This is a genomic window from Hymenobacter fodinae (assembly GCF_004745825.1).
GTDB lineage: Bacteria > Bacteroidota > Bacteroidia > Cytophagales > Hymenobacteraceae > Hymenobacter > Hymenobacter fodinae.
The window spans coordinates 719,251-732,374 of sequence record NZ_SRLA01000002.1 but is presented as its reverse complement, the minus strand read 5'-3'; the positions used below and the strand labels follow the sequence as shown (position 1 = coordinate 732,374).

The following is a 13,124-nucleotide window of genomic DNA, read 5'->3' as shown; positions in this document are numbered from 1 at the left end:
CGCTGACAACATATACCGTAGGCGTATCTTTGCGCCTCCTATGCTGAAGAACGACCTCCTCCTCCGTGCCGCCCGCGGCGAAGAAACCGAGCGCACCCCCGTGTGGCTCATGCGCCAGGCTGGCCGCATCCTGCCCGAATATCGTGCCCTACGCGCCCGCCTCAGCGGCTTCAAAGAGCTGGTAGAAACTCCTGAGCTGGCCGCTGAAGTAACCATTCAGCCCGTTGATGCCCTGGACGTGGATGCCGCTATTATCTTCTCCGATATCCTAGTGGTACCCGAGGCCATGGGTCTGACCTACGAAATGGTGGAAGCCCGCGGCCCGCTGTTCCCTGAAACCATCAAAACGGCGCAGGATGTTGCGCGCATGCGTGTTGCTGACCCCGAAGAGCACTTGGGCTACGTGCTAGAAGCCATTCGGGTAACCAAGCGCGCCCTCAACGGTCGGGTGCCGCTCATCGGTTTTGCTGGCGCCCCTTGGACGATACTGGCCTACATGGTGGAAGGGCATGGCTCCAAAACCTTTAGCAAGGCCCGCCGCATGCTCTATGCCGAGCCGGAGCTGGCCCATCAATTGCTGCGTAAAATCACGGATACTACCATTGCCTACCTGCAGGCTCAGGTGCAGGCTGGTGCCAACATCGTGCAGGTATTCGACTCGTGGGCGGGTATTCTGCCGCCGGCGCACTACCAGGAGTTTAGCACCCGTTACATTGCCGAAATCTGCCAGGCCATTCCTGATGTGCCCGTAACGGTATTTGCCAAGGGCGCCTTCTGGGCCGTGGAAGACTTCGCCCAGCTCCCCTGCCGCACCATCGGCCTCGACTGGAACCAGGATGCCCGCGCCGTGCGCCCCCTGGTCGGCGACAAAACCCTGCAGGGCAACCTCGACCCCTGCGCTCTTTACGGCACCCCAGAGCAGGTTCGGGCCGCTACCATTGCCATGCTCGACCAGTTTGGCCCACACCGCCACATTGCCAACCTAGGCCACGGCGTGTACCCCGATACCAACCCAGATAATGTGAAGGTGTTCATTGAAACTGTGAAGCAGTACAGCGCCACACTGCGCTAATTATTTCAGTAGCAAAAAAGCCTGTCACCTGAGAAGCTGACGGGCTTTTTTGTTTTCGAGGGGACGTTGTTACAGGGCTAGGCCTACGGCCTGGGCTTCGGCCAGCAGCAACTGCTTTTCAATGGGCACTACCCCTACCTGCTCGCACACCAAGCCGCCGCCCAAGTTGGCCAGCGCCGCCGTAACTGGGGCCGGCAGGCCTATCGCCACGCACAAAGCGGCAATGCTAATAACGGTATCACCCGCCCCCGACACGTCAGAGATGCTGCGCAGGTGAGCCGGAATGTAGGTGCGCTTCATCTCGCCATTCTCCACAAACACACCACGCTCAGAAAGCGTCACCAGCACAATTTCTGGGGTGAGCACCTCGCGCAACCGCGCTACGGCCGCTTCAAAGGCGGGCTTCTCGGCATCAGTGTCGCCGAACTCCAGCTTGAGTCCTTCGCGTAGCTCTTTCAGGTTGGGCTTAAACAAGGTGCAGTGCTGGTAGGCCAGGAAGTTCTTTTTCTTGGGGTCGACGACGGTAGGAATGCCTTGCTGCCGGGCCAGCTGGATGAATTGCTGAATGCTAGGCTCATTGAGCACGCCTTTGTCGTAATCTTCAAAGATTACTACATCGGCCCGGCTCAGCAGCTCCTCAAAGCTCTCGGCTAGGCCACGGCTTTCCTCCTCGTTCAGGTCGGTTTCTACTTCAGAGTCGATGCGCAGGAGCTGCTGACCGTGGGCCAAAATGCGCTGCTTCACGGTGGTAGGCCTATGCTGGCTGCGCACAATACCGTCGGCCGACAAGCCCGAGGTACGCAGTAGCTCCAGCAGCTGGTCGCCGCCCTGATCGTCGCCGATTACCGCACACAGCAGCGGCGTAGCACCCAATGCCTGCACGTTGAGGGCCACGTTGGCGGCCCCGCCCAGGCGCTGCTCCGTGCGGCTCACGTTCACAACCGGTACGGGCGCCTCCGGCGAAATGCGGGTGGTTTTACCCCATACATACGCGTCCATCATCACGTCGCCCACAATCAGCACGGTGAGGTTGTTGAAGGCGGCAAACAGCTCGGGCAAAGAAGCAGGCAATACGGCAGCGGGCATTACAAGAGAATCTGGTAAAGAAGCCGCAAAGGTAGTCGGCTCCCGGAAAATGCACCGCCCATAACGCAAGAACCACCAACGAGCGGTTGGTGGTTCTTGTCTAAGCCAGTGTACACCGAGCTACACGAGCTTGGCCAGGCTGTTTTTGATGCGAATAAAGGCTTCGCGCAGCTTTTCATCGGCGGCGGCGGTGCTGAAGCGCAGGCAGTTGGGCGCCCCAAAGGCACCACCATCTACGGCGGCCACATGCCCATCGTGCAGCATGTACAGCGCCAGATCGTAGGCTGAGTTTATGGTTTTGCCCTCGGGCGTGGTTTTGCCAAAATAGCCCGATACGTCGGGAAAGATGTAGAAGGCACCGCTGGGCTTGGGGGTCCGGAAGCCGGGAATATCTTTTACCAGCTCCAGCACCATGTCGCGGCGGCGGCGGTAGGCCTCTACCATTTCATCGGCCGAAGTACGCCCACCTTGCAGGGCCGCCAGAGCCGCCCGCTGGGCAATAGAGCAGGTGCCCGAGGTGATCTGGCTCTGGATTTTCTCGCAGGCGCAGGCAATTTCTTTGTTAGCGGCGAGGTAGCCCACCCGCCAGCCCGTCATGGCGTACCCTTTCGAGAAACCATTCACGGTAATTACGCGGTCCTTGATTTCATCGAACTGGGCCATGCTCACGTGCTGTCCCTCAAAGTTGATGTACTCGTAGATTTCATCGGCCAGCACATAAATCTGGGAGTGACGCATCAGCACCTCAACCACCGCCGCCAGCTCTTCCCTTGAGAACACGGCCCCTGTTGGGTTGCAGGGTGAAGAGTACATAACCAGCTTGGTACGAGGGGTAATAGCCTCTTCCAATTGCTGAGCCGTGGCCTTAAAGCCATTTTCTAGGGAGCCAACCAACGTTACGGTTTTGCCCTCGGCCAAGCGCACCATTTCCTCGTAGCTCACCCAATAAGGCGAAAACACGATTACTTCGTCCCCCGGATTCACGAGGCTCATTACCGCGTTGGCCAACGACTGCTTGGCCCCGGTGCTTACCACTATATTTTCGGGCTTGTAGGCCAGATTATTTTCCCGCTGCAGCTTGTCGCAAATGGCTTGGCGCAGATCGGGGTAGCCAGGCACGGGCGTGTAAAAGGTGTAGCCGTCATCGAGCGCCTTTTTGGCCGCGTCCTTAATGTACTGGGGCGTTTGGAAGTCGGGCTCCCCAAAGCTCAAGCTAATCACATCAACGCCCTGAGCCGCCAGCTCCCGCGCCATTTTAGCCATGGCAATCGTCTGCGACTCTTGCATGGCATTGATACGATCAGAAATAACGGAAGTAACGGGGGCAGCAGTAGTAGCGTCAGACATAAGGCATCTGGGAAATGAGAAACAGGGAATGGACGCAAAAGTACGGGAAGGTACGCATTCGGTCCGGTGGGTGAAAGCTGGGCCACCGTTGGGCTACTCCTGCCCTAGCCACCGGAAGCAGCGCAACATAATGCGCAAATCGATACCGGTTACGTAGTCCTTGGCGTAGAGCAGCTCCAGCCGACGACGAGTAGCTTCGGAAAGGGGTGCGGCCGCCTGCGCCACATCGGCGGGCGACAAAATGGCCCGGGCCAGGCGGCGCGGAGCCGCCGCGTAGCGTAGGCCTACCCAGGTGCGCGAGCCGCTTACTACGCGTAGGCAGTTGCGCACAAACCCCATCTTGTATTGCTGAAACAGTACTACTATCGGCAGCAATACTAAGAGCAATATGCTGGTGCATACGTCAAGCAGGCGCTTGTTGCGCACGTGCTGAGGGTGCACCAGATTCAGGGTGATATCCAGGGTGTAGTAGTCGCCGGGAGCATCTTTGCGGGAGCTACCAATGATGTATTCGCTATCCTGGGGCAAAATCTTGTAGGCCACCGGCGGGTACTGGGGCAGGCGCACCATGAGGGAAATGATCTGACTGGCCGACAGGTCGCGGCCGCAAAAAATCAGCTCGTTCAACTCGTACATCCGGATGATATCTTCCAGCTGCCGCACCTCGCCCAGTAAGTCGTCGGTGGCCGTAGGCGCCTCGGCTGTTTCCATCATCTCCCACACCGTGGCGGCGCCTACGGCCGTCTGCCGAAAGTTAGGTGACGGCGCTAGCACCACATCGGGCGCTACAAAGCCAATGACGCGCACCGGCACGCCAAATTGCTCTAGCAGATGCCGCACCCGCTCGCTCTCCTGCCGCGAGCCAACAATAGCCACGTTTTTCTGGTGGTATACTGCTAGGCTAAACTTGTGGTGCCGAATCAGATTTTCCAGCATGCGTCGCCCAATGAGGGCGGCCGCACTCCAGGCACCGCCCAGCACAATTAGGGCCTTGGAGAAACGCCAGGCATCCAAGAAGTTACTAAGCGCCGAAATAAGCACGGTACCAATGAAAATACCGCGCACGATGCGGCTGGTCTTGGTGGGTTTGTCGTATCCCCCACTCAGGTACGCCGAGACCAGCCAGAGCAAGATGTACACCGGCACGGCGGCCAGCATATACTTCTCGGGGTAGGGTATGCGCACGTAGCGGTGGTTTTCCTCCCAATAAGTCTTCAGGAAGTACATGCCCCCGTAGATCAGGCCGGCATCCAGCAGCACAGGAGTAGCCTGGGTGAAGAAGCGCTGGCCTAGCGCAGCGCCCGCGCGCAGCCAAATGGCTAGGTTAATCAGGAAGCTGAAGGCCCCCGCCCGGCCCGGCGCAAAGTGCTTGCGGGCAAAGATGACCATGGCCCGGTAGAACACGAACACGTAGTTTACGCTGGTGCGCTTGGTGCTCTCGCCCTTGTAATGAATGATGCGCGTGCCGGGGTAATAGTAGTTTTTCCAGCCGCCCTGCGTTAGGCGGTACGAGAGGTCAATGTCCTCACCATACATGAAGTAGTCCTCATCGAGCAGGCCTACCTCGGCCAGGGCTGTGTGGCGCATGAGCATGAAAGCCCCACTCAGTACCGCAACCTCGTGGCTTCGGTCCTTGTCGAGGTAGCCCAGGTGGTACTGCCCAAAGCGGCGCGACTTCGGAAACAGCTTGGCCAAGCCAAACATCTTATAGAAGGCCACCGCGGGGGTAGGCAGGCCGCGCTTGCTTTCGGGCAGGAAACAGCCTTGCCCATCCAGCATTTTCACTCCTAGGCCACCCCCATCGGGGTGGGCATCCATAAACTCACAACACCGCAGAAAGGTATCTTCTTCAACTACAGTGTCGGGGTTGAGCAGCAGCACGTACTCGCCGCGGGCCCGCCGTAGCGCTTGGTTGTTGGCTTTCGAGAAGCCAGGATTATCGTGGTTTTCGATGAGAAGTACCTCCGGAAACCGACTACGCACCATGGCCACGGAGCCATCTACCGAGCCGTTGTCTACCACAAATACTTCTACGGTCTCCCCTAGCTTTTCCACTGCCCGCTGCACCGATAACAACGCCTGCTCCAGAAAATAGCAGACGTTATAATTAACGATGATGACTGAAAGCTTTACGGGAGCAGGCACAAGCGCAACGGCGTGGAAAGGGTTACGAAATGTACTAATATTAGCCGCACCCTACCTAGCTTATTTGCAAGCGAGCTGCCAAATCAGCGCAAAATGTATGCAGCCGCTTGGTTACGGCAGGCCACTCTACTGAAACTTTAGCGCTTCCTGGGAAGTGAAGAAAGCAGAAACAGCCCGCAGAATAGCTCTACGGGCTGTCTTGTGTGGGTTATTAAATGGTTAATACGCCGTGGCCTAGCGGGCTTGGCGCTGGCGTTCCACAATAGAGCGACCCAAGGTGATTTCATCGGCGTACTCCAACTCCCCACCCATAGGAATGCCGCGGGCAATGCTGCTTACGTGCACCTCGGGCAGGTCGCGGAGCTTGCGCGAGAGGTAGAAGGCCGTGGTGTCGCCCTCCATAGTGGGGCTGATGGCCAGAATCACTTCGCGCACCTCCGAGCCTTCCTTAGTCACGCGCTCCAACAGGGAGTCAATGGTCAGGTCAGAGGGGCCGATGCCTTCGATGGGCGAAATCACGCCGCCCAGCACGTGGTACATGCCCTGGTACTGGGCCGTGTTTTCAATGGCAATAACGTCGCGGATATCCGACACCACGCAGACCGTGCTCTGGTCGCGCAGCTGGTTGGCGCAAATGGCGCACTCCGGTGTATCGGAAATGTTATGGCAGGTGTCGCAGTAGCGAATCTCGAAGCGCATTTTAGCCAGTGCCTCCGCTAGCGAAGCCGTGGTGTCCGTCTCGGCCTTCAGCAGGTGCAACGCTAGCCGCAATGCCGTTTTCTTGCCGATGCCCGGCAGCTTCGACAATTCACCAACGGCGTTTTCTATCAATTTGGAAGGGAATTCCATTCAGATCAACAAGTTGTAAAAAGAGCTGTCATCCAGGACACGCGAGGGATGCTCACAGGGCCCGTATCTAAACACCAATTTCCCCGTGATAAGTCCCGCGGCGGGCGCTGGATGACAGTTTTTTTCGACGACCTAGGCTACACAATATCGGCCGAGATGCCGCGGTCGTGGATGGCGGTGCACATGGCAGCCAGCTCGTCGTAGGCGCCGTGCTTCACGGTGCACTGGCCCTTGTAGTGGATCAGCAGCGTGCACTGCTCCGCCTGCTCGGGCTCGTGGCCGCACACATCAATGAGCGTGCGGATGACGTGGTCGAAGGTATTAATGTCGTCATTATACACGACCAGGTCACGCACGTCGGTGGTTTCTTCCAGGAGCAGAACGTCCTCGTCGTACTCGATTTGCGGTTTGCTGTTCATGGCACAAAACTACGGAAAAACAGGCAGAAAGCCGGATTTCAGGATGTAAACTGGTGTACTATAACCGCCTGAGCAGCAGAATCGTTTCGGGTTAGCATAGTAAAAGTTGTATGCTGCCAGTAGCTGGGCCTTGTGAGGGGCTGGCAGGGTGGCCTAGCGGGACAGCTCCCGAATTCCGCCGTACTTTTCGGTTCTCATTCCGCAATCCCTTCTACTGCATGCTGCACTCTTTTGCTCGCCGGCGGCTCCTGTTGCTGCTGGCCCTGTTATCGCATCTGTCGGCCCTGGCCCAGCAGAAGCGCCTCACCATGGAAGATGCCTTCCTGAACCGCCAGCTCCAACCCGAAAACCTGCGCCAGCTCACCTGGATTCCGGGCTCGGCGGAGGAATACAGCTACCTGCGCACCACCAACGGGCAGGATGAGCTAGTGCGCGGCGCGGCCAGCGGCCAAGCCACCGCAGTGGTTTCCCTCGGCGAGCTAGGCCAGTCCTTGCAGGCAGTGGGCGCGCCGGCTGTGAAAGCCTCGTCCTTTCCGGCCGTTACATGGGTGAATCCGCAGAGCTTTCTGGTTACGCGCATCGGCAAGGTGTACCGCGTTGATGCCACTTCCAAGCAAGCCACGGCCCTGTTTGGGTACGACCAAGCGGCGGCTAACGTAGACCTCGACCCCACCAAAACGCGGGTGGCCTACACCAAAGACCAAAACCTGTATATCTCGCTGGCGGGCCGCGAAAACGAGGCCGTGACCCAGGAAGCCAACCCGGCCATTGTGAACGGGCAGGCCGCACACCGCTCGGAGTTCGGCATCACGAAGGGCACGTTCTGGAGCCCCACCGGCGGCAAACTGGCCTACTATCGCATGGACCAGACCATGGTCACGGACTACCCGCTGGTGTCCATCGAGCCCGAGCCAGCGCAGGCGCGGCCCATCAAGTACCCCATGGCGGGCGACAAAAGCCACGAAGTGACGGTGGGCGTGTACGACTTGAATGCCCGCAAAACGGTGTTTCTGCAGACTGGGGAGCCCAAGGAGCAGTACCTGACCAACATCACCTGGAGCCCCGACGAGAAGAGCATCTACATGGCCGTGCTCAACCGGGGCCAGAACCACATGAAGCTCAACCAGTACGATGCTGTTACCGGGGCCTTCCTGAAAACGCTGTTTGAGGAAAAGGATGAGAAGACCTTCGTGGAGCCTTTGCACCCGCTCACCTTCGTGCCCGGCCACCCCGACCAGTTTATCTGGCAAACTCAGCGCGACGGCTACAACCACCTCTACCTCTACTCCACCAGCGGCAAACTGCTCCGCCAGCTCACCAAAGGCGCGTGGCAGGTGACGGATGTTTTAGGCTTCGCTAATAAAAACCGGGAGGTGGTTTTCCAGAGCACGGCCGCCAGCCCAATACAGCGCCGCATCTACAGCGTAGGCCTAAGCGGCGGCAAGGTGCGCGACCTAACTCCGCAGGCGGGCACCCACGCCGCCACGCTCAGTCCCGGCGGCACGCAGTTGCTCGATGTGTTCAGCAATGCCACTACGCCGCGCACCATCAAGGTGCTAGGCCTAGCCGACGGCAAAACCCGACAAACCCTGCTGACGGCTCCCAACCCCGTAGCCGACTACCAGTTGGGCGAAACCAAGCTGTTCCCGATCAAAGCCGACGATGGCAAGACCGACCTGTACTGCCGCCTGATTACGCCGCCCGGCTTCGACCCCGCCAAGAAATACCCGGTGGTGGTGTACCTCTACGGCGGCCCCCACGTGCAGCTGGTAACCGACTCCTGGCTGGGTGGCTCCAACCTCTGGATGCAACTCATGGCCCAGAAAGGCTACGTGGTGTTCACCCTCGACTCGCGCGGCTCCGGCAACCGGGGCTCAGCGTTTGAGCGCGCCACGTTCCGGCAGCTGGGTACCGTAGAAATGGCCGACCAGCTCAAAGGCGTGGAATACCTCAAGAGTCTGCCCTACGTGGACCAAGCCCGCCTGGGCATTCACGGCTGGAGCTTCGGAGGCTTCATGACCACGACCATGATGACCCGCAGCCCTGGCACCTTCAAAGTGGGCGTGGGTGGCGGCCCGGTTATCGATTGGCGCCTCTACGAAATCATGTACACCGAGCGCTACATGGATACGCCCCAGGAAAACCCCGAGGGCTACGAGAAGGCCAACCTGCTCAATTACGTGGACAAGCTCCAGGGCAAGCTCTTGCTCATTCACGGTACTGTGGATGACGTAGTAGTGTGGCAACACAGCCTCCGCTACCTCAAGCGGGCTGTTGACCAGGGCGTACAGCTCGATTACTTCGTGTACCCCGGCCACCCGCACAACGTGGGCGGCAAAGACCGGGTGCACCTCTACAACAAAATCACACAGTACTTCGACGAAAAGCTCTAGGCCAGTAGCCCTGCCTCAATAATCACACACAAAGGACCTTTCTCCGAGGAACCCGACTGGCCTAGCAGCCCGGTCCTTCCTCAGAGAAAGGTCCTTTGTGTTCTTTAGCGTTACCGCTTAATCTGGCGGGTAATGGTTTCGTCCGTGATGTTGTCGTCATCCATGAGCAGCAGGGCTTTGCTGAGGATGATGGACAGCACGGCGTCGCCCTCGAAGGGCAGAAACACATCAGAGCTGGTGGTTTTGGCGGAGCGGTCGGGCACGATGCACAGATACTGGTCGTTGGGCTCCATCAGGATGTTGCCGCTGCCGAGGTGAATCTTATAGGTGCGCAGCTTGCCGCGCACCACCAGAAACCGGTCCTTAATTTCACTGACTTTCCCAATTTTCAGGCGGGGCACCAGCCGCTCCAGGGCCAGCTTGCGGGTTTTGGCCACTTCGCCCAGCTCCCCGAAGCTGTAGTTTTCCCAGTAGTTACGGTACGCGGGCAAGCCCCCGTTGTCGCGCCAGAGCGGGTCGTTGCCCACAGAGGCCACCCCCACGAATAGGTCTACGTCGCGCATCACTTCCGAAAACACCAGGGGCGGCACCTCCGGCAGCGGCACCGGGCCGTGGTTGGTCACAAACCGCACCTGATCGGTGCTAACGTAGTGCCAGATGCCCGTATCGTTCCAGGCGTTATCCGCATTGACCTCGCTTACCCAAAACTGCGCCTGTAGGCCATGCGCCGGCAGTTCCAGCGTGGCCGAGTCGGACTCGTAGCCTTTGTCGTAGGCCCCCATGAGGCTGTAGCGCCAGCCGCGCAGCTTGGCCAGGGAGCTGAATTGATGCTGGCGCAGCACGTGGGCGGCCATGCGGTTCGAGTACGTGCGGGTATTTTCCTCGGGCGGCGTGAGTAGGTATACTTCGCGGTAGGCCTGTTTCAGGGGCTGGCGCAGTTGCTTTTCATCGAGCAGGGTGCGCCAGGCCAGTACCTCGTCGGTGGTAGAAAGCACCGGGTGCCACAGCTGCACGGTGTCGGTATCGGCGGGTGTTAGAATCTCGCCGTGGACCGTGCGCCAGGCGCTGTCCAGCCACAGGGCATCAGTGTGGCCTCCCTCCTGCCGGTGAAAGCGCCAGATAAGCTGGCGAGTGAGGTAGCTCAGCAAACCATGCTCGAAGTAATACTGCCGAAACCACGGGTAAGCTACGCACCGCCCCTCCACAAAGCCCCGATCAAGACGCTCGCGTTGGGCTACCAGGGTTTGTTGAGCCTGGGTCTGGGTGGCTTTCAGTTCTTTTAGCTCGGCGGCATGCGTTTTCTTTAGGGCCGCTGGCGCCGATTTCAATTCTTTACCGTCTTTCTCTCATCGCATTTCAGCCTTGCCGTTAACTAACTCCAAGTGGGCGCGGTAGTCATCGTACTGGTACTCCACATGGCCCGCTACTAGGCCTAGCGTGGGCACAGCCATGTCTTCAATTTCGGCTGGGGTGACACCCAACTCCTGCGAAGCCTTTTCAATGCAATTGGCAATCAGGCTCTGGGTGTTGGCTTGCTTCACTTTCAGCCGCAGGCGCGAGAGGTGCGCCACGCCCGGCAAGCCGCCCCGCGACAACGCATACACGCAGGCATTGCCTAGGCCAGGTGCCACGGGTCCTTTGCCTGGAATCTTGCGGTAGCACTTTACCGCCAGCTCGGCTATGGCGTGCAGTATGCCAGGGTTGAGCACCAACGCACTAACCCACAGCAGGCCTTTTGCTAGGTCCTGATTGGCACTGATCAAAAAATGCCACTCCGTGTAGGTATAAGTGTGGCCTCCGTAGGTGTTGGTGCGACTAAGCTCCTGCACCGGCAGTTTAGCCAGGGCGTTCAGCCAAACCTCCATGTGCGACGTTACTGCCTCTGCTCCCACCGCCGCCACGGCTGCGGCCGCTTCCTTTTGAAACTTGGCCGTTGGCTGCGCCCCCGAGGCTTTCTGGCACAACTGCAGCAGCTGCAACCACGGACGAGCTTCAGATTCAGTTTCCAGTGAACACACAAACTCGTTCAGAGCCTGTCCGAACGCATCCCCGGTGGCCAATGTCAGCTTTGGTAATTGTTCTGGCTCACTGACGCCCAACAACTCCCGAATTTTGACCATTATTTTGACCTCATGCGGGTGCTGCACTTCAACGTAAGCAAGCAACTGCTTAAGGTAGGTCTGCATTTCCACTTGCATGGCCTCTTTTTTTAGAAGCTTTTGCAATTGGCCTAGAGTCAAACTAAACGGATACAGGCCTAGGCCCGTGCGCCGGGCTTCGTAGTCCGTCTGGTTAAAATCGAGCCCATAGCGGCGGAATAAGGTTATGTACTCCTCCTGACTGAGTTGCAGCCGAGTCCGCATCAGCGCCGTTAGAATATCGGTCAGTGAAAATCGCAATTGAAAGTTTTGCTGACGGACGCACTCAGTCGCAGCCTCAGCTAAGGCTAGTGCTATTCTTCCGCGGAACCGAGGGGTCTCTTCGCTTACTCGGGCGTAGGCCACCAAGTCTGTGATCTTAACAGTGTAAGGCCTGTCACTGGCTTCTTCAGTCAAAGCAATAAGCGTGGGGCGTAATTCCTGCTCGGGGCAGGTGAGCGAGAATAGTTCGGGCAGAGAATAGGTTTTGGTAGGTAACATGAAACGTGAGGTAGAAGAAGCAAAGCAAGCTTGATAAACAACGAATACAACAGCTGAGAGAATAACCGAGAGACTTATCACCCGCCAACCAGCGGCGTGAGCTTAATAAAGCTCACGGTGGCACCTGAGCCCATCCAGACCTCTTCCTCTAGGCTTTCTACCTGCCGGTCGTTTACCAGCACGAAGTATCCGTTCTGCTGAAAGCCTTCTAGCGCTTTGTACAGCTGTTGCTCCGCATCGATGGGCTTGGGCTGGCGCAGCCGGAAACCGTTGAGCACCCGTTCTGAGTCGGTGGGCTGCACCAAGCCGCGGTATACATCCGACTGCCGGGCGTTATAGGCCGCTACTTCCTGCTGCACGCGCCGGGCAATCAACTCCCGAACGGTGAGCATTTCCTGCGCTACTTCCAGTTCAAGGCGATTCAGGATACCGCCCGTAGCGGTTTCATCTAGAATAGTGAGTACGGCCATATGAACGAAGTTTACTAAGAATGATGGATACTAATTTCATTAGCAATATAGCAAAAATACGGGTTGTTCTATTTCGCTAGGCCACTGTTTCGTTTCCAACGTATTTTTAGCTCAACTTACCCTCTCCCCTGTTCGCATGCCCGTTCCGTCCGCTGAATTCAAACGTGCCCTCAAGCGGCTCTCCGACAAAGAAAAAGAAGCCCTACTCCTGCGCGCCGCCCGCCGCGACGCCGAGCTGTACGATACCCTCAGCTTTGAGCTGCTGCCCGAAGTGACGGTAGAAACCGTGTTTGAGCAGACCTCCGACCAGATTCATGAGTTGTTTGCCGTAGGTGCCACCGGCCGTTTGCTGAACCGCAGCCTCACCAAAGCCCTACAGAAAGCCACTAAGGAAGTGGCCCGGGCCCGCCGCATAACCAAAGACAAGCGCCTGGAAATCGACCTGAACCTCTACACCCTGCGCCACATCTTCGCGAACTACACGGGCCAGTTCGAGAGCGTGTATGGAGGTTTTTATACCAGCACGGCCCGCCTGGCCGCCCGCACCAGCCAGTTGGTGCTACAAAACCTACACGAAGACCTCTGGCTAGAGTACAAACCAGAACTCGATGATTTTCTGCAGCAGCTCCACACCCGCAGCAAAAGCCGTAGCCTCAAATTTGAGCTTCCCCGAGAGTTGGTGTTGCCAGATTGATAGTTACTTG

11 protein-coding genes are annotated in these 13,124 nt (G+C 58.1%); 3 read left to right on the top strand and 8 right to left on the bottom strand.

The window, feature by feature from the left end; translation table 11 throughout:
* Positions 1–40: 40 nt before the first annotated feature.
* Positions 41–1,072, top strand: a complete 1,032-nt coding sequence (hemE, locus tag EU556_RS10360; protein WP_135433853.1) for a uroporphyrinogen decarboxylase — start codon at positions 41–43, stop codon at positions 1,070–1,072.
* A 69-nt stretch (positions 1,073–1,141) separates the two neighbouring features.
* Here hemE and EU556_RS10355 read toward each other — a convergent pair whose 3' ends face one another.
* The 5 genes from EU556_RS10355 to EU556_RS10335 form a co-directional block, all read right to left on the bottom strand.
* Positions 1,142–2,158 (bottom strand): bifunctional heptose 7-phosphate kinase/heptose 1-phosphate adenyltransferase, encoded by a 1,017-nt coding sequence (locus EU556_RS10355; protein WP_135433851.1) that lies wholly within the window; start codon positions 2,156–2,158, stop codon positions 1,142–1,144.
* Positions 2,159–2,278: 120 nt separating this feature from the next.
* A complete protein-coding gene (locus EU556_RS10350; protein WP_135433849.1) occupies positions 2,279–3,505 on the bottom strand; it encodes a pyridoxal phosphate-dependent aminotransferase in 1,227 nt (408 codons plus the stop codon).
* A 93-nt stretch (positions 3,506–3,598) separates the two neighbouring features.
* Positions 3,599–5,650, bottom strand: a complete 2,052-nt coding sequence (locus EU556_RS10345; protein ID WP_135433847.1) for a glycosyltransferase family 2 protein — start codon at positions 5,648–5,650, stop codon at positions 3,599–3,601.
* Positions 5,651–5,884: 234 nt separating this feature from the next.
* Positions 5,885–6,499, bottom strand: a complete 615-nt coding sequence (recR, locus tag EU556_RS10340) for a recombination mediator RecR (protein ID WP_135433846.1) — start codon at positions 6,497–6,499, stop codon at positions 5,885–5,887.
* 137 nt (positions 6,500–6,636) lie between these two features.
* The gene (locus tag EU556_RS10335; protein ID WP_135433844.1) at positions 6,637–6,918 is read right to left on the bottom strand and encodes an ATP-dependent Clp protease adaptor ClpS; all 282 of its coding nucleotides are present in this window, start codon (positions 6,916–6,918) and stop codon (positions 6,637–6,639) included.
* A gap of 218 nt (positions 6,919–7,136) precedes the next feature.
* Between EU556_RS10335 and EU556_RS10330 the strand changes: the two genes are divergently transcribed.
* Positions 7,137–9,311 carry a S9 family peptidase gene (locus tag EU556_RS10330; protein ID WP_135433842.1) on the top strand — a complete coding sequence of 725 codons (2,175 nt, stop codon included), beginning with the start codon at positions 7,137–7,139 and terminating at the stop codon, positions 9,309–9,311.
* 110 nt (positions 9,312–9,421) lie between these two features.
* On the opposite strand, the gene EU556_RS10325 is transcribed toward EU556_RS10330, so the two are convergent.
* From EU556_RS10325 to EU556_RS10315, 3 genes are all read right to left on the bottom strand, one after another.
* Positions 9,422–10,639, bottom strand: coding sequence for a DUF4132 domain-containing protein (locus EU556_RS10325; protein ID WP_135433840.1), 1,218 nt, complete (start codon positions 10,637–10,639; stop codon positions 9,422–9,424).
* A gap of 18 nt (positions 10,640–10,657) precedes the next feature.
* Complete coding sequence (locus EU556_RS10320) at positions 10,658–11,950, bottom strand: hypothetical protein (protein ID WP_135433838.1); 1,293 nt, start codon at positions 11,948–11,950, stop codon at positions 10,658–10,660.
* 77 nt (positions 11,951–12,027) lie between these two features.
* Entirely contained in the window at positions 12,028–12,420 is a 393-nt protein-coding gene (locus tag EU556_RS10315) for a hypothetical protein (RefSeq protein ID WP_135433836.1), read from the bottom strand.
* A gap of 136 nt (positions 12,421–12,556) precedes the next feature.
* Between EU556_RS10315 and EU556_RS10310 the strand changes: the two genes are divergently transcribed.
* Positions 12,557–13,114 carry a hypothetical protein gene (locus tag EU556_RS10310; RefSeq protein ID WP_135433834.1) on the top strand — a complete coding sequence of 186 codons (558 nt, stop codon included), beginning with the start codon at positions 12,557–12,559 and terminating at the stop codon, positions 13,112–13,114.
* The last annotated feature ends 10 nt before the right edge of the window (positions 13,115–13,124 follow it).